General features: G+C 68.4%; 18 protein-coding genes. 13 read left to right on the forward strand and 5 right to left on the reverse strand.

Annotation, left to right across the window (positions count from 1 at the left end):
• Window positions 1-160: 160 nt before the first annotated feature.
• Window positions 161-1,768, reverse strand: coding sequence for an ATP-binding cassette domain-containing protein (locus AC5P7I_RS08635; RefSeq protein ID WP_197621778.1), 1,608 nt, complete (start codon window positions 1,766-1,768; stop codon window positions 161-163).
• A 210-nt stretch (window positions 1,769-1,978) separates the two neighbouring features.
• Window positions 1,979-2,878 (reverse strand): LysR family transcriptional regulator, encoded by a 900-nt coding sequence (locus tag AC5P7I_RS08640; protein ID WP_014645763.1) that lies wholly within the window; start codon window positions 2,876-2,878, stop codon window positions 1,979-1,981.
• Between the two features lie 231 nt (window positions 2,879-3,109).
• Between AC5P7I_RS08640 and AC5P7I_RS08645 the strand changes: the two genes are divergently transcribed.
• Window positions 3,110-4,288: a serine hydrolase domain-containing protein gene (locus AC5P7I_RS08645; RefSeq protein ID WP_014645764.1), complete on the forward strand. Its 1,179-nt coding sequence runs from the start codon at window positions 3,110-3,112 to the stop codon at window positions 4,286-4,288.
• On the forward strand, window positions 4,285-5,469 hold the full coding sequence (locus AC5P7I_RS08650) for an MFS transporter (RefSeq protein ID WP_197621777.1): 1,185 nt from the start codon (window positions 4,285-4,287) through the stop codon (window positions 5,467-5,469). The genes AC5P7I_RS08645 and AC5P7I_RS08650 overlap by 4 nt, the downstream gene beginning before the upstream one ends.
• A gap of 218 nt (window positions 5,470-5,687) precedes the next feature.
• Here the strand turns inward: AC5P7I_RS08650 and AC5P7I_RS08655 are convergent, their stop codons facing one another.
• Complete coding sequence (locus tag AC5P7I_RS08655) at window positions 5,688-7,304, reverse strand: EAL domain-containing protein (RefSeq protein ID WP_197621776.1); 1,617 nt, start codon at window positions 7,302-7,304, stop codon at window positions 5,688-5,690.
• Between the two features lie 230 nt (window positions 7,305-7,534).
• Here AC5P7I_RS08655 and cycA point away from each other — a divergent pair, with 230 nt between their 5' ends.
• Window positions 7,535-8,908 (forward strand): D-serine/D-alanine/glycine transporter, encoded by a 1,374-nt coding sequence (gene cycA, locus AC5P7I_RS08660; protein ID WP_262088277.1) that lies wholly within the window; start codon window positions 7,535-7,537, stop codon window positions 8,906-8,908.
• A 174-nt stretch (window positions 8,909-9,082) separates the two neighbouring features.
• On the forward strand, window positions 9,083-9,859 hold the full coding sequence (locus AC5P7I_RS08665) for a lytic transglycosylase domain-containing protein (RefSeq protein ID WP_014645768.1): 777 nt from the start codon (window positions 9,083-9,085) through the stop codon (window positions 9,857-9,859).
• Window positions 9,860-9,956: 97 nt separating this feature from the next.
• Here AC5P7I_RS08665 and AC5P7I_RS08670 read toward each other — a convergent pair whose 3' ends face one another.
• Window positions 9,957-11,477: a hypothetical protein gene (locus tag AC5P7I_RS08670; RefSeq protein WP_014645769.1), complete on the reverse strand. Its 1,521-nt coding sequence runs from the start codon at window positions 11,475-11,477 to the stop codon at window positions 9,957-9,959.
• Between the two features lie 165 nt (window positions 11,478-11,642).
• Between AC5P7I_RS08670 and AC5P7I_RS08675 the strand changes: the two genes are divergently transcribed.
• Window positions 11,643-13,724, forward strand: a complete 2,082-nt coding sequence (locus tag AC5P7I_RS08675) for an NHL repeat-containing protein (protein WP_041863031.1) — start codon at window positions 11,643-11,645, stop codon at window positions 13,722-13,724.
• Here the strand turns inward: AC5P7I_RS08675 and AC5P7I_RS08680 are convergent.
• On the reverse strand, window positions 13,702-14,109 hold the full coding sequence (locus AC5P7I_RS08680; RefSeq protein ID WP_012479004.1) for a YciI family protein: 408 nt from the start codon (window positions 14,107-14,109) through the stop codon (window positions 13,702-13,704). The two genes, AC5P7I_RS08675 and AC5P7I_RS08680, sit on opposite strands and share 23 nt — an antisense overlap.
• Window positions 14,110-14,820: 711 nt before the next feature.
• Here AC5P7I_RS08680 and AC5P7I_RS08685 point away from each other — a divergent pair.
• The 8 genes from AC5P7I_RS08685 to AC5P7I_RS08720 all read left to right on the forward strand — a co-directional run bounded on the left by AC5P7I_RS08685 (window position 14,821) and on the right by AC5P7I_RS08720 (window position 21,038).
• The gene (locus tag AC5P7I_RS08685) at window positions 14,821-15,234 is read left to right on the forward strand and encodes a YciI family protein (RefSeq protein WP_014645771.1); all 414 of its coding nucleotides are present in this window, start codon (window positions 14,821-14,823) and stop codon (window positions 15,232-15,234) included.
• Between the two features lie 67 nt (window positions 15,235-15,301).
• Entirely contained in the window at window positions 15,302-15,724 is a 423-nt protein-coding gene (locus AC5P7I_RS08690; RefSeq protein ID WP_014645772.1) for a VOC family protein, read from the forward strand.
• Window positions 15,725-15,760: 36 nt separating this feature from the next.
• Window positions 15,761-16,171, forward strand: a complete 411-nt coding sequence (locus AC5P7I_RS08695; RefSeq protein WP_014645773.1) for a VOC family protein — start codon at window positions 15,761-15,763, stop codon at window positions 16,169-16,171.
• Window positions 16,172-16,194: 23 nt separating this feature from the next.
• Complete coding sequence (locus AC5P7I_RS08700; RefSeq protein WP_014645774.1) at window positions 16,195-16,551, forward strand: DUF1428 domain-containing protein; 357 nt, start codon at window positions 16,195-16,197, stop codon at window positions 16,549-16,551.
• A 45-nt stretch (window positions 16,552-16,596) separates the two neighbouring features.
• On the forward strand, window positions 16,597-17,859 hold the full coding sequence (locus AC5P7I_RS08705; protein WP_262088276.1) for an RNA polymerase sigma factor: 1,263 nt from the start codon (window positions 16,597-16,599) through the stop codon (window positions 17,857-17,859).
• 106 nt (window positions 17,860-17,965) lie between these two features.
• Window positions 17,966-19,162, forward strand: coding sequence for a hypothetical protein (locus AC5P7I_RS08710; RefSeq protein WP_053495494.1), 1,197 nt, complete (start codon window positions 17,966-17,968; stop codon window positions 19,160-19,162).
• Window positions 19,153-20,253, forward strand: coding sequence for a hypothetical protein (locus tag AC5P7I_RS08715; protein WP_262088275.1), 1,101 nt, complete (start codon window positions 19,153-19,155; stop codon window positions 20,251-20,253). Before AC5P7I_RS08710 ends, AC5P7I_RS08715 begins: the two co-directional genes overlap by 10 nt.
• A gap of 98 nt (window positions 20,254-20,351) precedes the next feature.
• A complete protein-coding gene (locus AC5P7I_RS08720) occupies window positions 20,352-21,038 on the forward strand; it encodes a hypothetical protein (RefSeq protein WP_014645778.1) in 687 nt (228 codons plus the stop codon).
• Window positions 21,039-21,048: the final 10 nt, after the last annotated feature.

The following is a 21,048-nucleotide window of genomic DNA, read 5'->3' on the forward strand; positions in this document are numbered from 1 at the left end:
CGGCCAGCGGCCGGCACTACCCCTGGTCGATATGCCATGCGTGGATGGATGCATGGCGGAGTCGAGCATGGCTCGACTCTACAATGTGATCCGTCGCGGCCAATCCTGTAGAGCCGAGCCCATGCTCGGCTGCTGCAGGAGATCCAGGCATGGCGTGGATCTACAAGGCGTCACGCCACTGCCAACCCCCGGTGCTCACCTGCAACACCTGCGTCGGTCGCAATGCCTGCAGCAGGTGCCGGTCGTGGCTGACCATCACCAGCGCGCCCGGCCATGCCACCAGCAGTTCTTCCAACGCCTGCAGGGCACCCAGATCCAGCGCATTGCCGGGCTCGTCCAGCAGCAGCATCTGCGGTGCGGGATCGGCATACAGCACGCTGGCCAGCGCGCCTTTCACCCGTTCGCCATCGCTGAGGTGATGGGCTGCATGCTGGATGCGCTGCGCGTCCAGCCCGAGCAGGGCCAGCCGTGTGCGCAGTTCACCGGTATCGGCCGCCGGGTTGGCAGCCTGCACGGTGTCGAGAATGCTGCGTTCGCCGGAGAGCCCCAGCAGCTGCTGGTCGAGCAGCGCCAGTGGTGCATGCCGTTGTACGTTGCCACTGCGTGCAGGCAACTGGCCGGCCAACACGCGCAACAGCGTGGACTTGCCACTGCCGTTGTCACCAACCACGGCGATGCGCTGGCCGCGGCGGATGTCCAGCTGCAACGGCGCGCGGCAGCCATGCGGCAGCACCAGCGACTCGGCCTGCAGCAGGCGTGCGCTGCCGCGTTCCCCCTCACCGGCAAACAGTGCGAGCTCCGGTGTGGCGTGAACCGCCGAGGCCGCAGCGCGCAGCTGGTCTGCGCTGGCCTGCAGGCGCTCGGCCTGTACCTGCTGTGCGCGGCCGTGGCTGGCCTCTGCACGTTGTTTCTGTCGGCCGAGCAGGATCGGCGCCTGGTTGGCCTGCTTTGCATCGCGATTGCCACGTGCCTGGCGTTGCTGCTGGCGTTCGTGCTGTTCGCGCGCACTGCGCTGCTGCTGCCGGTGCTGGGCGCGGGCGTGGTCGAGCTGTGCCGCGGCCGCTTCGCGTTCGGCGGCACGCGCGTCGGCGTAGTGCTGCCACGGCCCGCCATAGCGACGCAGCCCGCGCGCGTCGAGCTCGACGATCTGCTGCATGTGCGCCAGCAGTTCGCGATCATGGCTGATCACCAGCAGGCCGCCGCGCCACTGCTGCAACCGTTCGTACAACTGCTGGCGATGGCGGGCATCGAGGTGGTTGCTGGGTTCGTCCAGGATCAGCCAATCAGCGCCGCTGGCCCAGGCGCCGGACAGCGCCACCTGCATGGCCTGGCCACCGCTGAGGCGCGCGGCGGGTTGGGCGGGATCGAGGTCGTCGGGCAGCCGTAGCGCCTGCCATTGCTGCTGCAGGCGCTCGCGCAGGTCCCAACGGTCGCCGACGCAGGCGAAGTCGGCCTCGTCCACGCTGCCGGCTTCGATGCGTTGCAGTGCGGCCAGTTCAGCGCCAACGCCGGCCAGTTCACCGACCGTGCCAGCGGGTGGATAGCCGGGCGTCGGCAACAGGAACACGCGGCCGCTGCCGCGTACCTGCCCGTTCTCTGGCTGCACCCGGCCGGCGAGCAGGCGTGCGAGCACGCTCTTGCCAGCGCCATTCGCACCGACCAGGCCGGTGGCGACCGGATCGAAGGAAAACGTCAGATCGGAAAACAGCGGGCGGCCGTCGGCCAGTCGATACGACACGCGATCGAGCGTGAGGGAATGCGGGGTCATGCGACCTCCATGGATGCCGGGTTCTCCCCTGCGCGCAGGGGCGGGAAGAGTCAGGCCGTCTGATCGGAAGACGGCGGCATCAATGGCGCATTGGTCGCGAGCCTCTTGGAGGAATGAGGGGCCAGTATAGCGGGACTGGCTGAATGGCTGCGTGCAGCGGTAGAGCCGAGCCATGCTCGGCTGACCTTAAGCACCACGCATGGCGTGGATCTACGGCACGGTACCCAGGCGGGCGCCGACGAAGTCGATGAACACCCGCAGCTTCGGCAGTACGTGTCGGCCCGAAGGCCACAGCAGGTGGAAGGTGCCGCAGGAGTGCACATGATCCTCCAGCACGGTGACCAGGCGGCCGTCGGCCAGCGCATCGCGCACCGAGTGCACCGGCACGAAGGCCAGGCCGACATCACGCAGTGCCAGCGCCACCCGCGCTTCGATGGTGTTGGCCACCATGTGCACCGGAAGTTCCTGCGGTGCTTCGTCATCGGGCCAGTGGATCGGCCACGGCTCCAGCTTGCCGGTGCTGGGGAAGCGATAGTGCAGCAGCGTGTGCTGCATCAGTTCCGCCGGCGTGCGCGGAACCCCGCGGCGCTGCAGGTAGCCCGGCGAGGCGATTACACGGCGCGGGAACACCCCCAGCCGGCGTGCGTTCATCCGCGAGTCGCTGGGTTCACCGACGCGCAGCACCGCATCGAAGCCTTCCTCGATGACATCGACCAGGCGGTCGCTGAAATCCAGGTCGAGGCGGATGTCCGGATACGCCGCCATGAACTCGGCCATCAACGGCAGGGTGAGATCGCCGACCAGCGGCAGGCTGATGCGCAGCGTGCCGCTGGGCGTGGCGTGCGGTTGTGCCAGCTCGGTGCGTGCGGCATCGCGCTCGTCGAGGATGCGCCGGCAGCGCGCCAGGAACAGCTGGCCCTCGGCGGTGAGCGTGATGCTGCGCGTGCTGCGGTGGAACAGGCGCACGCCCAGTGCATGCTCCAGCCGGGCAACGCACTTGCCGGCGGCAGATGCGGAGATGCCCTGCAGGCGCCCGGTCTCGACGAAGCTGCGCGTGTCGGCGGCGTGCACGAAAGTCTGCAGGTTGGCGAGATTGTCCAGGACTGACATCGGCGTAGGGGCAATGAAAGCGGCAGGGTAGGGGCGGCGTGATCACGGCGGGCGGCGCCGCTACCGCAACACTGTGGTGCAGGGTGGGGGGCGCCTGCTGTTGCGGCCTTGCAGTTCCGGCCATCATGCCGATTGCGGACTCCACGGTCCATGATGCCCGGAGCCGCAACCGGCTTTTTGCACCGCGCCGTGCTGCCTAACGTGGCGGGCCTCTCCCCACGGATCACCGCGATGAATGCCGCTCTTTCCCTCGAACCTGCACCGATGCTGCCTTCGGTGCAGCGGCTGCTGCAGCAGGTCCACCCGACGCGCCTGGTCGGTGCGGTGGTGCTGGTGTGCGAGCACGGCGTGCTGCGCCATGCCAGCGCGACCGGGCAGGCCGATCGCGAGTCGGCCCTGCCGATGCAGCGCGACCAGCTGTTCCGGCTGGCATCGGTCAGCAAGCCGCTGTTGAGCACGGTGATCCTGCGCCTGGTGGCCGAGGGCGTGCTCGACCTCGATGCGCCGGTGCAGCGCTGGCTGCCGGATTTCCGGCCGGCGCTGGCCGATGGCCGCCGGCCGCCGATCAGCCTGCGCCAGCTGCTCAGCCACAGCAGCGGGCTGGGCTACCGTTTCCTGGAAGCCGATGCGCACGGACCGTACGCCCGGGCCGGCGTCAGCGATGGCATGGACGCCAGCCCGGTGTCCCTGGCCGAGAACGTGCGCCGTATCGCACAGGCGCCGCTGCTGTTCGAACCGGGCAGCCAATGGCTGTACTCGTTGGGCGTGGACGTGGCCGGTGCAGTGGCCGAAGCGGCGACCGGTGAAACGCTGCAGGTGCTGTTCCAGCGTTTGCTGGCTGCCCCCCTGGGCTTGCGCGATACCGCGTTCGCCACACGCGATGCCGCACGGCTGGCCACGCCCTATGTGAGCGGCACGCCGCAGCCGCATCGCCTGCAGGAAGGGGAGGTGGTCGCGCCGTTCGAGGGAACGGTGGGCATCGAGTACAGCCTTGCGCGTGCCCTCGATGCCCGCCGTTTCGCTTCGGCCGGCGCCGGCCTGGTGGGTACTGCCGATGACGTGATGTCGGTGCTGGAGGCGCTGCGTGACGTGCAGCGCTCCGGCCTGCTGCCGCCCGCGCTGGCGGCAGAGATGGTCAGCCCGCAGGTGGGCGAATTTGGGCCGCCGGAACCGGCCGGCTGGGGCTTCGGGCTGGGCTTTGCAGTACTGCGCGAGGCCGCTGCCAGCGGCACGCCGCAGCGCGAAGGCACCTGGCGCTGGGGCGGCGCTTATGGGCACAGCTGGTTTGTTGATCCGGCGCGTGGGCTGAGCGTGGTGGCGCTGACCAACACCCTGTACGAAGGCATGGATGGTGCCTTCGTCGATGACCTGCGCGATGCGGTCTATGCGGACCTGGAGGCTGCGCGATGAGCGGCCACGCCATCGATGCGGCCAGCCCGGCCGGTGAGGCCACGCGCTTGCCGTGGGCGGGCCTGCTGGCGCTGGCCGGCGGCGGCTTCATCACCCTGTTGACCGAGACCCTGCCGGCCGGCGTGCTGCGACCGATGGGCGACAGCCTGGGCGTGAGTGATGCGGCGGTGGGCCAGCTGGTGAGCGTGTATGCGCTGGGCTCGGTGATGGCGGCACTGCCGATGACAGCGTTGACCCAGCGCCTGCCGCGGCGTCCGCTGTTGCTGGCGGCCATCGCCGGCTTCGTGGTGGTCAACACGTTGACGGCGCTGAGCAGCAGCTATGCGCTGATCCTTGCTGCGCGTTTCCTGGCCGGCGTGAGCGGTGGCCTGCTGTGGTCACTGGTGGCTGGCTATGCCGCACGCATGGTGGTGCCGTCGCTGCAGGGGCGCGCGATCGCGGTGGCGATGGTGGGATCGCCGTTGGCGCTGTCACTGGGCGTGCCGGCCGGTACGTTGCTGGGCCAGCAGGTCGGCTGGCGCTGGGCGTTCGCGTTGATGAGCGTGCTGGGCGTGGGCCTGCTGGCGTACGCGCGCTGGGCACTGCCGGCGCTGCCTGCGGCCGGTGCCGGTCAACGTGCGTCGCTGGCCAAGGTCTGGCGCATGCCGGGCGTGCGCAGCGCGCTGCTGGTGATGGTGCTGTACGTGCTGGCGCACAACGTGCTCTACACCTACATCGAACCGTTGGCGGTGGAGGCGGGTGCCGGCCCGTGGCTGGACCGGCTGCTGCTCGCCTTCGGCGTGGCGGCGATTGCCGGCATCGGGATTGCTGGTTGGGGCGTGGATCGCCACCTGCGTGCGCTGGTGTGGGCGGCGGTGATCGGCTTCATCGTACCGGTGCTGGCCTTGCTGGTATGGCCCGGCGTGGCCAGCACGCTGCTGCTGGCGACGATCCTGTGGGGCGTGGCGTTCGGCGCGGTGCCGACCCTGTTCCAGACCGCCTTGGCACGACGCGCCGGGGCCGCTGCGGACCTGGCGCAGTCGATGCTGGTGACCGGCTGGAACCTGGCCATTGCGGCCGGCGGCGTGGCGGGCGGCGTGCTGCTGCAGGCCAGCGGCCCGAGCCAGCTGGGATGGTTGCCGCTGCTGTTGCTGGCGGTGACCGTCGCGTGGTTGCTGGCACGGCCGAAGGCGTGGGCGTAAGCGCCGATCAATGCTGGCGCGGTGCCGGCCAGCGGCCGGCACTACCGTGGGCCGCGCCATCCACGCATGGCGTGGATCTACCGAGTGCAGCGACCCGCGTTTGCTTTCTTCTGTTGATTCCGTGGTAGGGCCGCCGCCGGACCCTGTCAGAGACCGTCCCGGCCAACGCCGGGATAGCTGTACGCGACCCACCACCAGGGGCTCTGCCGTTGGCCGTCCTACTCGATCCCTTCACGCTCGATCGGCACGCTGCGCGGGTTCTGCATGTGCTCGCGTGCAGCGCCGTACTGCTGCTGCCGCTTGTGGTGGAAGGCGACGAACTCATCACGCGGCAGCGGCCGCGAGAACAGCCAGCCCTGGCCGAATTCCACATGCCGGCTGTGCAGGTAGGCCAGCTGCGCTTCGGTTTCCACGCCCTCGGCCACCACCCACAGGCCCAGCTCCTTGGCCATGTCGATGATGTGCGGCGTGACCGGGCTGGTGGCGCTTTCGGTGCCGATCGCATCGATGAACGACTTGTCGATCTTCAGCGCATCCAGTGGCAGCTGCTGCAGGTACTGCAGGCTGGAGAAGCCGACGCCGAAATCGTCGATCGCCACGCTGTGGCCGGCGCGGCGGGCGGCGGCAAGCATGGTGCGCGCGCGGTCCAGGTCGAGGAAGCCACGTTCGGTGGCCTCCATCCAGATCTGCTGCGGCAGGATGCCGCTGCCGGCCATGTGCCGGGAAATCATCTTCAGGGCGCGGCCGCTGCTGATGTCTTCGGCGGCGAGGTTGATCGCGATGTGCGCGCTGCGGTCGGCCACCAGCAGCTCGCGCATGTCGCGCACCACGTTCTCGATCACCAGGTCGGTGACGTCGGCGATCATGCCGGCCTCTTCGGCCAGCGGAATGAACAGGTCCGGCCGCACCTGGGTGCCATCCGGGCGTTGCCAGCGCACCAGCGCCTCGGCACCGACGCAGATGCCGGTGTCCAGTTCGATGATCGGCTGGTAATGCAGGTACAGCTCGCGGCGGCGGATGGCGGTGGCCAGCTCACCGCGCAGCGACAGGCGGCGCCGCGACAGCCAGATCACCAGGCCGGCCCCGGCGGCGGCCAGCAGCAGGCCGACCGGCACGTACAGCCATGCCTGCTGGCGGAAGGCGGCGGCCAGCGCGGTGCGCGGCGTGGTGGCGATGGCCAGCCATTCCTCGTTGCGCGCGGTGGCGAACAGCGTGGCGTGATCCAGGCCTTCGCCGGGGTCGCGCAGCAGTGCCTGCAGCAGGTCCGGATCCAGGCCGGGCTGTTTGGCCAGCAGGCGTCCATCGGGGCTGGCCAGCGCCAGCCGCACGTTCGGGTCGGCAATGACATCGACGAAGCGGCGCGGGTCCACCAGTGCGTCGTAGGACCCATACAGGACCGCCAGCACCTGGCGGCGGCCGCTGATTTCCGGGCGCACATCCACTGCAATGCCTGCGCCATCGCTGGTGACGTGGTCCGGCGTGGGTTGATCCACATCGGACAGGAACGGACCCCACGAGGTGCAGCGCAGCTTGCCGCCTTCGAAGTAGCCCATCTGGTCGATCGATGGGGTGGTCATCACCAGGGTCTGCATGCGCCGGATGTGTTCGGGGCTGCAGGGTATGTAGGCGCCGGCCTCGGCCGATTTCAGTGCCGCCAGCGCTTCCTGGTAGGACAGGTCGGAGCGGCGCAGGGTGCGATCGGCGATGTCGCGCAGGCGCTGCTGTTCGACGCTGATCGCGCGGTCCCAGGTGGCGTAGGCCATGACCGCGATCGGCAGCGCAGCGGCCAGCAGGGCCAGGGCGGTGCCGCCGATGATGACGCGCAGCCGGCTCATGGCCGGGGCTCCAGCGGGGCGGGCGGGGCAGGGCGCATGGTGGGCCGGTCCTTGGGCAGGTGCGGCTATCTGAGCATGGCGCCGGGCCGGGCGGAATGGGATCAATACGGTATTCGGTCACATTGTGGTGAAAGCGGCCCGCTTTGACGCAATAGGTCCGTCTGGCGCTGGCGCTCGGCGCCGCGGAGGACTACCGTCGAATGCTTCGCCCGCCCCTTTTGCCCGCGCCCATGACCGAGCCCGCAACGCCCCCCGAGCACCTGCGCCGCAGCCTGTCCAACCGCCACCTGCAACTGATCGCCATCGGCGGTGCCATCGGCACCGGCCTGTTCATGGGATCGGGCAAGACCATCAGCCTGGCCGGCCCCTCCATCGTCTTCGTCTACCTGATCATCGGCGCGATGCTGTTCTTCGTGATGCGCGCGATGGGCGAACTGCTGCTGTCCAACCTGCAGTACAAATCCTTCATCGATTTCTCCACCGACCTGCTCGGCCCGTGGGCCGGGTTCTTCTGTGGATGGACCTACTGGTTCTGCTGGATCGTCACCGCCATCGCCGATGTGATCGCCATTGCCGCCTACGCGCAGTTCTGGTTCCCCGGGCTTGAAGCCTGGAAACCGGCGCTGGCCTGCGTGATGCTGCTGCTGGCATTGAACCTGGTGACGGTGAAGCTGTTCGGCGAAATGGAATTCTGGTTCGCGCTGATCAAGATCGTGGCGATCTGCGCGCTGATCATCACTGGCGCCGGGCTGGTGGCGTGGGGCTTCACCTCACCCAGCGGCCACACCGCGTCGCTGTCGAACCTGTGGAATGACGGTGGCATGTTCCCGATGGGGCTGGTCGGCTTCTTCGCCGGCTTCCAGATTGCGGTGTTCGCCTTCGTCGGCATCGAGCTGGTCGGCACCACCGCCGCCGAAACCGCCGAGCCCGAGCGCAACCTGCCCAAGGCGATCAACTCGATCCCGGTGCGCATCATCATCTTCTACGTGCTGGCGCTGATCGCGATCATGGCGGTCACCCCGTGGCGCCAGGTGGTGCCGGACAAGAGCCCGTTCGTGCAGCTGTTCGTGCTGGCCGGCATTCCCGCCGCCGCCAGCCTGCTCAACTTCGTGGTGCTGACTTCGGCCACGTCCTCGGCCAACAGCGGCATCTTCTCCACCAGCCGCATGCTGTACGGCCTGGCCGAAGAGGGCCACGCCCCGCGCGGGCTGTCGAAACTGTCGCGCGCCGCAGTGCCGGCCCGTGGCCTGCTGTTCTCGTGCCTGTGCCTGCTGGGCGGCACGCTGCTGATCTACCTGATTCCCAACCTGGTGACCGCCTTCACCCTGGTGACGACACTGGCGACGGTGCTGTTCATCTTCGTCTGGTCGCTGATCCTGGTGGCCTACATGGCCTATCGCCGTCGCTATCCGGAGCGCCATGCTGCATCGATCTTCAAGATGCCCGGCGGCGTCGCGATGTGCTGGGCCTGCCTGGTGTTCTTCGCCGCCGTGCTGGTGCTGCTGAGCCTGCAGGGCGACACCCGCCAGGCGCTGATCGCCAGCCCGGCGTGGTTCGTGCTGCTGGGCGTGGGCTATTGGGTGCGTCGGAAGACCGCGAAGTGATCCGAAGTGGGGTCAGATCCCGTTGCCCAGCAACGGGATCTGACCCCGGCAGGAAAACGGCTGTTGCTGTTGAGGTTGCCGGCCAGCGGCCGGCACTACCACGGGTGCAGGACGCCGCCCTGCCGGCCCCCATTCACCCAACATTAGCGGGCACGGCCGGATCATCCGGCCGCCATGTCCCCTCGCCCCGTCCTGCTCGCGCTGTTGCTGCTGCCCAGCCTGTGGCCCGGGCTGGCCGCCGCGCGCACCGTCTACCGCTGCGTGCAGGGCAACACCGTCAGCCTGGCCACCGCGCCGGAGCCGGGATCGCGGTGCACGCCGAAGGAGATCGACGACAACGCCGTCCAGACCCCGAACCTGTGGGGCAACATGGGCGTGTTCAGCGGCGTGCTGTACGAGCGCGAACAGGACGGGGCGCTGGTCTACTCCACGCGCAACCTGCCCGGCTCGCGGGTGTTCCTGAAGTTCACCGTGGCCACGCCGCCAGGCGAGCCGGCGCACGAAGGCCTGGGCAAGGTCGGCAAGCCGCAGCTGGCGCAGCACGCCAGGCAGTTCAAGGCCGCGTCCAGGGCCACCGGCGTCGATGATGCCTGGCTGCGTGCCATCGCCCACGCCGAAAGCAATTTCGACGCGCTGGCGGTATCCAGCAAGGGCGCACAGGGCGTGATGCAGCTGATGCCCGAAACCGCGCAGGAATACGGGGTGAGCGATCCGTTCTCGCCGCAGCAGTCGATCGAGGGTGGCGCGCGCTACATGCGCGCGCTGCTGCGCCGCTACAACGGCGACCGCCCGTTGGCGGCGGCCGCCTACAACGCGGGCATCGGTGCGGTCACCCGCTACAAGGGCGTGCCGCCCTACGCCGAAACCCTGGCCTACGTGGACAAGGTAATGGCGCTGTACGCACGCTACCGCGAAGCGATGGGCATCCGCACCGAAGTGCCGGCGCGCTAGCGGACGGTGCCGCCTGCACGTGGCGTTGTAGAGCAGAGCCGATGCTCGGCTGCGCCAATTGCAGCCGAGCATCGGCTCGGCTCTACACAAAAGCTGCTCAGCGCGAGGTGGAGCTGCTGACCAGGTCGTAGCGTTCAATGCGGCCGACGCGGGCGACCTCGGCCTGCACGTCGGCACGCTGCTTGAGTGCACGCCACGCGGCATCGATGCGCACATCGCCCGGCAATGACGGATAGGTGCGCATGTCCTGCAGGCTGGCCAGGGTTTCACCGCGTTCGATGGGCGAGCGCAGCTGTTCGATCAGCACGGCGGCGGCACCGTCCAGGTTGCCTTCCTCCAGCAGCATTTCGCGATGGAACAGGCGGGCATCCTCGCGCTGGGCCAGGATCACCGCGCGCGCCGCTTCGCGCGCTTTGGCATCACCACGCTCGCGGGCGGCGGCGAACTGCAGCAGCGCCTGCGCGGCCTTGCCGTAGCCGGCGAGGCCCGGCATGTCATTCACTGCCTGCGCAGCGTCCTGCATGCGCCCCAGCGAACTGAAGACGAAGCCGACATTCATCTGGTGCTCGACACCATCCGGGCCGAGTGCGCCGATGCGTTGGGCCTGTTGCGCCGTGGCCAGTGCCTCATCGGTGCGGCCCAGCCGGCGCAGTGCGGTGAGCCGGCTGTTGAGCAGCCAGGCCACCCATTCCGCTTCGGCGGCGGCAGGTGATTCGCCGTTGCTCGCGGCACCGGCCATGCCCTCGGTCAACGACAGCACTTCCTCGTTGCGGTCCAGCATGAGCAGGGTGGTGCTGAACTCGGCCATGCGCGCGTCCAGTGCACGGTCGAGCAGGCCGGAGACGCGCAGTTCATCGAGGTGGCGCTGCGCCGCCTGCACCGGATCGAAACGCGCATCGCCGCGATCGACATAACGGTCGAAGCGCTTGTCGCTGCGCAGGCGGATGATCTCGGCCGGGCTGTCGATGCGGGCCAGCGTGGCTGGAATGCCGTCGCCACGGCCATTGTCGGCCTGCAGCGTGGCCAGCGTCAGCCACAGCCCGGTGGGTTCCAGGCCGGCACTTTTCCAGCCGTTGTCAAACAGCGCCTGCAGCAGGTCCATGCGCTTCATCGGCTGGTCACGCAGGCGGTACTGCAGGTAGTTGATGGCGTGGTGATCGACCGGCAGCGGCGCGTCGGCATGCTGCAGTGCGTTCACCAGGAAGGCGGTGGCTGCGGCCGGCTGGTTGTCCGACAGTTCCACCGACACCTGGGTAAGCAGGATCTGTGCATCCTCCGGCAGGGCCTCCTGCGCCCGCTGCAGGTAGCGGCGGGCCAGGGCCGGCTTCTTCTGCATCAGTGCGGTCCAGCCAGCGACCTGCGAGGCGCGGCCACGATGCTCGGCATCGAAGTCGTCCAGCAGGGGATCCTCCATCAGCCGTTCCATGCTGATCAGCGCGCCCAGCGTGTTGCCACTGCGTGACTGCTGGATGGCCTCATCCCAGCGCGTGGCATAGGCCTGATGCATCGCATCGGCGGTGATTGACGGCTTCTGCGGCGCCACCGTGATCGAAGCAGTGGCGGATGTGCTGGCCAATGCGGCCAGCAGCAGGGCGGTGAGCGGGAGAACGCGGGGCATGGAGAATCTCCATCCGTGGGAACCGCATTGAACCTGCTGCAGCCAGCGAGGACAAGCACGACGAAGCGAATTCTGGCGTTCAGCCGCACAATCGGCCGTGGCGGATCGCACGCGCAGCGTCTATTGTCGGTGCCTCTTCAGACAGCAGGCAGGCAGCGCAGCACGATGGCACGGTGGCAATGGATGGCGGCAGGCGTAGCGTTGGCGACGGTAGTGGCATTGGCTGCGACCTGGTGGGAGACACCGCTGCATACGCTGGCTGAACCGGCGGGTCCGGCTCCGACGCCGTTGGCGTGGACCGCGCAGATCGAACCGCTGGCCGGCGATGGCCACCCGGGTGACCGTGATGGCGCGTCCGCGCAGGCACGCTTCGCCGATCCGTACGCGTTGCTGCGCAGTGCCGATGGCAGCGTCTATTTCACCGATGCCGGCGACAACAACCGGATCCGTCGCCGCCTTCCCGATGGCCGCGTTGAAACGGTGGCCGGGCAGGGCGAGGGACGTGTCGATGGCCCTGCACTGCAGGCCAGTTTCAACACGCCTTCGGGCATTGCCGCCGACGCGCAGGGCAACCTGTATGTGGCCGACACCGGCAACCATGCGATCCGCCGCATCAGCACCGATGGCCAGGTGACCACGCTGGCCGGTGGCGAACAGGGCCACGCCGACGGCCCTGCCGCGCAGGCCCGCTTCGATGCGCCGATGGGCATCGCCGTGGATGCGCAGGGCCAGGTTTACGTGGCCGATACGTTCAACGATCGCATCCGGGTGATCGGTACGGATGGCAGCGTGCGCACCCTGGCCGGTGGTGATCGGCCGGGCCTTGCCGATGGCGTGGGCGCTGCTGCGCGCTTCGATACGCCGGTGGCGCTGGCCTTCGACGCGCAGGGCGCGTTGCTGGTGGCCGACCTGTTCAACAACGCCGTGCGCCGGGTGGGTGCCGATGGTACGGTCAGCACCGTGGTCGCCGCCGGTGGCGTGATCAATGGGCCGCTGTCGTTGGCCACCACCCATGACGGCGTGCTGTACGTGGGTGATCTCGATGGCCGCATCGTGCAGGTGACGCCGCAGGGCCATCAGATCGCGCTGGTCGGCAATGGCCGCCTGCCGCGCCTGGCCCGCCCCAGCGGATTGGCGCTGGATGCCGATGGCAGCGTGCTGGTGGCCGACGCCGCCAGCTACCGCCTGCATCGCCTGCGCCCGCTGCCGGTGGGCGACCTGCCGGCACCGGCACTGGTCGGGCCGGCTGCCGATGCCGCGCTGCCGAAGACCGGGGGCCGTTGGCCGCTGGCACCGCAGGACGGCTGGCACGAAGTGGTCGGCACCCTGGGCGAGGTGCGCGGCAACTTCACCGGTGAGAGCCGCCACCACCTGCATGGCGGCTTCGACGTGCGCGGTGATGTGGGCCAGACCGTGCTGGCGATCGCCGAAGGCAAGATCAGCAGCCCGGTGGCCGCCTGGAACCTGGGTGAGCAGGCCGAGGGCCTGGTCGTGGATCGCCTCAAGTACATCCACATGCGGGTCGGCCGCACCCCGCGCGACGAACCCTACGATGCGCGCTGGCAGGCGCTGTACGACGAGCAGGGCAGGCTGGAGCGGATGCGCGTGCGCCGCGGCATGCGCATCCACGTCGGTGACCGCCTGGGCAGCATCAACAACCAGGCGCACGTGCACCTGGCGGTGGGTACCGGCGGCTTCGAGACCAACGCGGTGGCGCTGGGCTTCCAGGGCTACGCCGACCACTTCGCGCCGCGCATCACCGATGTGGCCCTGCTGGACGACAACGACCAGCCGATGGCCGCCGGCAGCGATGGCGTGGTGATGGTGGCGCGCCAGGGCCGCGGCGTGCAGATCGTGGTCGAGGCCTGGGACCAGGTCGACAACAACCTGCCGCGCCGCCGCCTGGGCATGTACCAGGTCGGTTACCAGATCCTCGATGCCGCTGGGCAGCCGCTGCAGGGTTACGAGCAGCCGCGCTGGAACATCGTGTTCAACCGCATGCCGCCGCAGAAGGAAGCTGTGCGCGTGGCCTACGCACCGGACAGCGGCATCACCGTGCATGGCAGCGCGGTCACCCGTTTCCGCTACCTGGCCACCAACACCGTGCGCGACGGCCTGATGGAAACCGGGCGCTGGCAGCCGGCGGCGCTGCCGCCGGGCGAGTACATCGTGCGCGCCAGCGTGCGCGACTACAGCGGCAACGAAGGCGTCGGCCCGCGCGAGATCAGGGTACGGCTGCTGCCATAGCCGCAGCCGGGGCGCCGCAACGTTCGCGCTCGGCGTCCATGTCTTCCAGCGGCCGCACTTCGATGCTGCCGAAGCGCGCCCACGGGAAGTCGCGGGCGATGCGCATGGCTTCGTCGCGGTCGCGGGCGACGATCAGGTTGAAGCCGGCCAGCAGTTCGCGGGTTTCGGCGAACGGGCCATCGAGAACACGGCTGTTGCCATCACGCACGCGCAGGGTCTGTGCAGTGTCGACCGGCTGCAGTTTCTGCGCGGCCAGCAGCGTGCCTTCGGCCTGCAGCTTGTCGGCGTGGGCCAGGCAGTCGCGCATCAGCGCGTTGAATTCTTCGATGGGCAGGGCCTGCAGCAGGGCAGGCTCGATATAGATCAGAAGCAGGTACTGCTGCATGGGACGGTCCTGGCGGGGGCGGGTGCCCATGATGGCGCAGGATGGCGCGTGGGCATGTTGCAGCGCAGAAGCGCGCCTTCGGCGGGGACGGCGAACGGCGGAGCCCCTCCGTGGTGGCGCTACAACGTGATGCTTGGGCTTGGCCGGGTGGGTAGGCGGGTCGGGGGACGCCGTAAACCCATCCATGGGGGCTTGGCCGCGGCATCCATGCCGCGGACACCCCCGCCCCGCCTACCCACCCGGCCCTGGACAGTTTCCTGCGGCGTCCACCCCGGAAAATCACAAACAAGAGCAAAAGCGGGTCGCTTCGCTCGCAAAGCTGAGCCCGCCAGCCAACCGCCGTTGCTGTTGCTTTTGCTGTTGCTTTTGCCTTTTCTCTTGATTTTCCCGTGGTGGGGCAGCCGCAGAGATCTGTCTGGGGCCGGGCGGGTGGGGTTGGCGGGGTATCCGCGGCATGGATGCCGCGGCTAAGCCCCCACGGATGGGTTCACGGCGTCCCCGCCAACCCCACCCGCCCGGCCCACTCCCAGAAAACCAGCTTTCAGCGACCAACCCAAACCCACCACGGAGGGGCTCCGCCGTTCGCCGACCTCCGCCGAAGGCGCGCTTTCCACGGAAGAAATAATTTTCAGAGGACGTGTCGATTCCCAGCCCCCTGGTTCGTTGTACCCAATGAAGGGCACGCACCACGCGTCCCCACGGGAGACCGCAATGAAAGTGATGGTGATCGTGAAGGCCAACGCCGACTCCGAAGCCGGCCGCATGCCCAGCGAACAGGAACTGTCCGAAATGGGCGCCTTCAACGAACAACTGGTGGCCGCCGGCATCATGCTGGCCGGTGAAGGCCTGCACGCCACCCAGCGCGGCCGTCGCATTCACTTCGGCGGCGGGGCACCCCAGGTCGAGGCCGGTCCGTTCGGTCCTGCCAGTGAACAGATCGCCGGCTTCTGGCTGTGGGAGGTGCGGTCGCTGGACGAAGCGGTTGAATGGGCCAGCCGCGCGCCGTTCGGCAGTGGCGGCACGCTCGAACTGCGTCCCTTGATCTCCGCTGAAGACTTCGGTGAAGCCTTCACCCCCGAATTACAGCAGCAGGAACAGCGTCTGCGTGCACAGCTGGAAGGTTGACCCGATTCATCTCCACGCCGGGCACGACCCGGCGCTACCGCCCTGAACCACATCACGGAGTATTGCCATGAGACTGATTCCCTTCCTCGGCTTCAGCGGCCAGGCCCACGAGGCGATGGCGTTCTACGCCAAGGCACTCGGTGGCCAGGTCACTTCGGAAATGAAATACCGCGACATGCCGCCCTCCGATGGCTCGCCGGGCTGCAACGAGATGCCGCCGGAAACCCTGGACCACGTCGCCCACAGCCAGCTGGAGATCGGCAACGCCATCGTGATGGCGGCCGACGGCCCCGGCGGCGGCGAGGGTGGCTCGACCACCATCAATGTTGATGTCGACAGCATCGAAGAAGCCGAACGCGTGTTTGCCGCGCTGGCCGAGGGGGGCCAGGTGCAGATGCCGATCGCCGAAACGTTCTGGGCGCACCGCTGGGGCATGCTGGTCGACCGCTATGGCAAGCCGTGGATGGTCAACTGCATGAAGCAGCCCTGATTCCTCTCTTTCTTTCATCCACAAGGAGCTTCACCGATGAGTGCACCGCAACCGCAGATGATCTTCGTCAACCTGCCCGTGCAGGATCTGAACGCGTCCAAGACCTTTTTCGCAGCGCTGGGCTACAGCTTCAACCCGACCTTCACCAATGACGATGCCGCCTGCATGGTGATCAGCGAGAGCATCTTCGTGATGCTGCTGACCCAGCCGTTCTTCAAGCAGTTCACCACCAAGCCGATCGCCGACGCACGCAGCCAGACCGAGGTGATCACCTGCCTGTCGGCGGACAGCCGCAAGGCGGTGGACGTGATGGTGGACAAGGCTCTGGCGGCCGGCGCCAGTGAACCGCAGCCCGCGCGCGACTACGGTTTCATGTACCAGCGTGGCTTCCAGGACCTGGACGGCCATCTCTGGGAAATCGCACACATGGACGGCGAGCCGGGCTGACGGCCGCCGCAGGGAGAACCCGCATGGCTTACGTGGATGCTTACGTGCTGCCGTGCCCGCAGGACAAGGTGGCGGCCTACCGTCGCCTTGCCCGCAAGGCCGGTGCGGTGTGGAAGGACCATGGCGCGCTGCAGTACATGGAATGCGTGGCCGACGATGTGGAGCCGGGCAAGAGCACTTCCTTCCCGCGCGCGGTCAAGGCGAAACCGGGCGAGACGGTGATCGTCGCCTTCGTGGTGTTCCGCTCGCGCGCGGCACGCGACCGCATCAACGCAAAGGTGATGGCCGACCCGCGGCTGGCGTCGCTGGGCCCGAAGGACATGCCGTTCGATACCCGGCGCATGTTCTGGGGTGGCTTCAAGCCGATTGTTGAAGCGTGAGCTGCGGCGCTTGTGCGGGCCGGGCGTGCGTGCTGTGATCGGCGCATGCTCGAGCCCGCACTGACGCAGCGTCTGGAAACCCTCTGGCGGATGGAGTCGCCAGTGCTGATTGCGCGCCTGGCGCGGCTGCTCGGTGGCGATGTCGGCCGTGCCGAGGAGCTGGCCCAGGACACCTGGCTGGCCGCGCTGGAGCGTTGGCCGGAGCAGGGTATCCCGGACAACCCCGGAGCCTGGCTGATGACCACCGCGCGCAACCGTGCCATCGATGTGCTGCGCCAGCACCAGCGGGTGACGCAGCAGCATGCGCAGTGGGGCGAGGAACTGCATCCGGCGGCACTGCCGGCGCCGGATGACAGCCAGGCCCTGGAGGACGACCTGGGCGATGACCTGCTGCGGCTGATGTTCGTGGCCTGCCATCCCGTGCTGCCGGCCGATGCGCGGGTGGCACTGACCCTGCGCCTGCTCGGTGGCCTGAGCACCGTCGAGATTGCACGTGCGTTCCTGCAGCCGGAGCCGACCATCGCCCAGCGCATCGTGCGCGCCAAGCGCACGCTGGCGCAGAAGCAGGTGCCCTATGAAGTGCCACGCGCGGACGCGATGCCGGAGCGCCTGGCCTCGGTGCTGGAAGCGATCTATCTGGTGTTCAACGAAGGCTACGCCGCCAGCGCCGGTGATGACTGGATGCGCCCGGCGCTGTGCGAGGAAGCGCTGCGGCTGGCCCGCATCCTGGCGCATCGGTTGCCGGTGCCGCCGGTACTGGGCCTGCTGGCGCTGATGGAACTGCAGGCCTCGCGCGCAGCGGCACGGGTGGACGCGCAGGGCGCGCCGGTGCTGCTGGACCAGCAGAACCGCGCGCGCTGGGACTGGCTGCAGATCGACCGCGGGCAGCAGGTGCTGGCGCGCGCGTTGGCCATCGGTGGCGACCAGGATCCCTATGTGCTGCAGGCGCGCATCGCGGCCTGCCATGCGGCTGCGCGGCGCGCCGACGCGACCGACTGGCCGCGTATCGCCGCGCTCTATGCACAGCTGCTGCAGGTGCAACCTTCGCCGGTGGTGGCATTGAACCGGGTGGTGGCGATCCTGCGCAGCGAAGGCCCGTTCGCCGCGTGGGCGCAGCTGCAGCCCCTGCTGGTCGACGCGCGCCTGCGCGACTATGCGCCGCTGCAGGTGGTGCGCGGCGAGCTGCTGCAGGCACTGGGGCGTGAGCAGGACGCACGTGACGCTTTTGGCCAGGCCGCTCGGCTCAGCCAGAACCAGGCCGAGCGCGGACTGCTGCGGCAACGGGCGGGCCTGCCCCCCACGGACTGAGCCGACAAAGGCAGCACTTGTCGCCGGCCGCCTGAGCGGCTATGTTTCGCGCCCAGCGGACGCATCAGCGTCCGCGATCCGTGCGTATTGACCGAGGAGCGGTTGGATGTATTCAAGGACGAAGAGCGCATCGCGCGCTTTTGCGCGCCTGCTTGCCTGTGCCCTGTGCCTGGCCGTATGGCCGATGGCCGTGCAGGCTGCGGACAAATCACAGCAGGCCTATTGGGCCGGTTTTGCCTATACCGCTGACGCCGCCGCCGTGCAGGCGACCACCCCGCATGCGCACGCGGTGCTGGAACGGCGTGGGCTGGTCCCGCTGAACCAGACGCTGGCACAGTCGCTCAAGCGCCACGCACCGGCCCACCTGGAGCTGATCGACCAGCCGGTGGCGATGCTCGACGGCACCACCAGTGCCACCGTGCTGGCCGCTGCGCTGGATCGCGAGCTGGTCTCGGTCGAACCGATCGGCGACCAGTACAAGGTGCTGGTGGAAGTGGCGCTGCAGGCGTTGTTCTTCGACTTTCGCGAGCGCCAGGTGATCGCCTCCTATCCGCTCACCCTGCAGCGCATCGACGTGCAGGACTACCGTCCGGACAACGACGATATCGACGCGATCGTCGCCGATCTGCTGTACGGCGGTGCCGATACCAGCCTGTCGCAGGTACTGGCGGCCAGCCTGGCGCAGGCCCGGTTGCCCGATGCCGCCGTGCGTCGCCTGCAGGTGGGCGGGGTGACCCTGTCCGACGCGGCACGCGCCAAGCTGCCCGATCCGAAGTGGGAAGCACCGCTGCGTGCCACGCTTGCGCACGAACTGTCCAAGACGCTGTCGTCCAACACCGGCGTTGGCCTGCTGCCGCCGGCCTCGGGCCAGGCGATCGGCGGTGCGATGGCCGCCCGCTTTGCCGACGGCAAGGTCTACCAGCTGAAGATTCCCGAACCCGACTACGTCATCCAGCTGCAGGTCGATGCACTGAAGAACGGCGTGATCGAGGAAACCCCGGCGATGAAGACGATGCTGTTCGGCGCCTTCTTCACCGCCAAGGTGAGCGAGCCGTTCTCGGGCAAGGTCTATTTCGAACAGCCGCTGCGCAAGGGGGCCACCAAGGTGGTGCCGGTCACGCAGTGGCAGGTCGACCAGTGGTCGGCCAGCTACGAAACCCTGCTGGCCGGCTTCGACGCCTTCGCCGGCGCCGCCGCCAAGCGTGCCGATTCGCGCGCCTGGCTGGACGAACAGAAGCCGGGCGGCCGCCCGTTGCAGCAGCAGACCCAAGCCCTCCAGGAGTTGATCAAGTCATGTCGTTGATGCGTACCATCCTGCTCATCCTCATCGCGCTGGCGGTGGCCTCGCCGGTCGCTGCGCAGACCGCGAGTTCGCGCGGTACCGGCTCGGCCAGCTACGGCCTGCGCCTGAGCGCCGATACCCGTGCCCAGGCCCTGAACAAGGCCAAGGTCAATGCCCTGGAGGCGTACATCGCCGAAACCGGTGCGGCCAAGCTGCGCCTGTTCGAGGCGCGCCGCGGCGAGTTCATCGGCGAGATCGACCGCTACGTGCTCAGCGCCGTACAGCTGTCGGACACCGAAGACAAGAAGGCCAAGACCTACAGCGTCACCGTCCGCGCCGAGATCAACACCACCCTGCTGCAGACCAAGCTGGATGCGGGTTCGGCCGTGGCCGGCGCCACCGCTGCGCAGCGCTCGCTGCTGACCTTCCTGTTCATGGCGCGCTCGCAGGACACCGTGCAGTCGTTCCAGGACAAGGAATACCGCCGCGTCGACGCCAGCAGCAGCTACAGCGAGAACACCCGTGAAGGCGACAGCTTCCGCGGCAACTCGGTCAGCACCAACGGCAGCATCAACCAGAACGGTTCGGTGTCGGTCACCAGCGGCGGCAGCACCACCGCGCGCGCCGACAACATCACCTGGAAGGTGGCCAACGCCGCCGAAGTCAACACCGCGATGACCGGTGCCTTCAGCGCCGCCGGCTACGAGGTGGTTGAAGCCGAGTACGTGGAAGGCGAGTCGCGCGGCCTGCTCAGCATCGAGCGCATCCGCAAGGACTTCAGCACCGGCAACGACCTGGCCCCGGCCACCCTGCGCGACACCGCCAATGGCATCCGTGCGGCCAACATCCCGTACATCGCCGTCGGCACCCTCGACGTCGGCATGCGTGACCGCGATCCGGCCAGCGGCAACACCCGCGTGTTCGTCACTGTCACCGGCAAGGTGCTGGACGTGACCGGTCGTTTCCCGCGCACCGTGTCGTCGGTCGGCCCGGTGCAGTTCTCCGGCACCGGCCCGAATGAAACCGTGGCCCGTACCAATGCCCTGCAGCTGGCTGCCGAAAAGGCCGCCCAGCAGATGATCAACGAACTGAACGTCAAGGCGGTCCGCTGATCCGCCGCCCCGGTGGGTGCCGAGCTCGCTCGGCATCGCCCCTGGGTTACCGATTCCCCACGTGCCGCACGCGGCCGTTTCTTCCAAAGGACTCTCACATGATCCGCAATACCGCTCTTGCCCTGGCCATCGCGGCCGCCACCCTGTCGATGCCGGCCCATGCCGGCCTGGGCAAGCTGAAGGACCTGGCCGGTGGCTCCACCGGCTCCTCCAGCAGCACCTCCAGCGCCGCTGCCCCGGACGAAGCCGCGCAGGAAGCGCTGGTGCGTCGTTTCGTCAGCTCGCAGTCGCACTCGCTGCAGGCCCAGACCTCGTTCGCCCGTGCCTTCGGCCTGGCCGAGCAGGTGCAGCTGCTGGAAGCCGAGCGCCAGGCGCTGTCGTCGGGTTCGGTCAGCGTCGATGCGATGAAGAAGTCGGTGTCGGTCAGCGAAGCCGCCCAGGCCGCGATCGACGAGCGCCAGGCCGCGCAGCCGGAGCTGAACGCTGAATCCAAGCAGCACTACGCCGAAGGCCTGGTCTCGCTGCTGGCGTCGGCCGCCGAAGCGCAGAAGCTGGGTGGCGAAGCCAGCAACTTCACCGCCGGCATGAAGAACCTGGGCGCCACCCAGATGGCTACCGTCGGCCGCAAGCTGGCCGCTGGTGCATGGGTGGCCAAGGAATCGCCGGGCTTCATCCAGGGCCTGTACGGTTCGACCAAGTCGGCTGTGACCTTCGCCAAGAAGAGCAAGGTCAAGGTGCCGTCCAACGCCGACTCGATGCTGGGCCAGCTGGACAAGATGAACTGATCCGAGGCGA

This window comes from Stenotrophomonas sp. YJH_SMC_138, from assembly GCF_059369855.1.

Excerpts from the sequence above, each read along its gene's own strand:
- AC5P7I_RS08635 (WP_197621778.1), bottom strand. The coding sequence starts at position 1,768 with ATGACCCCGCATTCCCTCACGCTCGATCGCGTGTCGTATCGACTGGCC.
- AC5P7I_RS08640 (WP_014645763.1), bottom strand. The coding sequence starts at position 2,878 with ATGTCAGTCCTGGACAATCTCGCCAACCTGCAGACTTTCGTGCACGCC.
- AC5P7I_RS08645 (WP_014645764.1), top strand. The coding sequence starts at position 3,110 with ATGAATGCCGCTCTTTCCCTCGAACCTGCACCGATGCTGCCTTCGGTG.
- AC5P7I_RS08650 (WP_197621777.1), top strand. The coding sequence starts at position 4,285 with ATGAGCGGCCACGCCATCGATGCGGCCAGCCCGGCCGGTGAGGCCACG.
- AC5P7I_RS08655 (WP_197621776.1), bottom strand. The coding sequence starts at position 7,304 with ATGAGCCGGCTGCGCGTCATCATCGGCGGCACCGCCCTGGCCCTGCTG.
- cycA (WP_262088277.1), top strand. The coding sequence starts at position 7,535 with ATGACCGAGCCCGCAACGCCCCCCGAGCACCTGCGCCGCAGCCTGTCC.
- AC5P7I_RS08665 (WP_014645768.1), top strand. The coding sequence starts at position 9,083 with ATGTCCCCTCGCCCCGTCCTGCTCGCGCTGTTGCTGCTGCCCAGCCTG.
- AC5P7I_RS08670 (WP_014645769.1), bottom strand. The coding sequence starts at position 11,477 with ATGCCCCGCGTTCTCCCGCTCACCGCCCTGCTGCTGGCCGCATTGGCC.
- AC5P7I_RS08675 (WP_041863031.1), top strand. The coding sequence starts at position 11,643 with ATGGCACGGTGGCAATGGATGGCGGCAGGCGTAGCGTTGGCGACGGTA.
- AC5P7I_RS08680 (WP_012479004.1), bottom strand. The coding sequence starts at position 14,109 with ATGCAGCAGTACCTGCTTCTGATCTATATCGAGCCTGCCCTGCTGCAG.
- AC5P7I_RS08685 (WP_014645771.1), top strand. The coding sequence starts at position 14,821 with ATGAAAGTGATGGTGATCGTGAAGGCCAACGCCGACTCCGAAGCCGGC.
- AC5P7I_RS08690 (WP_014645772.1), top strand. The coding sequence starts at position 15,302 with ATGAGACTGATTCCCTTCCTCGGCTTCAGCGGCCAGGCCCACGAGGCG.
- AC5P7I_RS08695 (WP_014645773.1), top strand. The coding sequence starts at position 15,761 with ATGAGTGCACCGCAACCGCAGATGATCTTCGTCAACCTGCCCGTGCAG.
- AC5P7I_RS08700 (WP_014645774.1), top strand. The coding sequence starts at position 16,195 with ATGGCTTACGTGGATGCTTACGTGCTGCCGTGCCCGCAGGACAAGGTG.
- AC5P7I_RS08705 (WP_262088276.1), top strand. The coding sequence starts at position 16,597 with ATGCTCGAGCCCGCACTGACGCAGCGTCTGGAAACCCTCTGGCGGATG.
- AC5P7I_RS08710 (WP_053495494.1), top strand. The coding sequence starts at position 17,966 with ATGTATTCAAGGACGAAGAGCGCATCGCGCGCTTTTGCGCGCCTGCTT.
- AC5P7I_RS08715 (WP_262088275.1), top strand. The coding sequence starts at position 19,153 with ATGTCGTTGATGCGTACCATCCTGCTCATCCTCATCGCGCTGGCGGTG.
- AC5P7I_RS08720 (WP_014645778.1), top strand. The coding sequence starts at position 20,352 with ATGATCCGCAATACCGCTCTTGCCCTGGCCATCGCGGCCGCCACCCTG.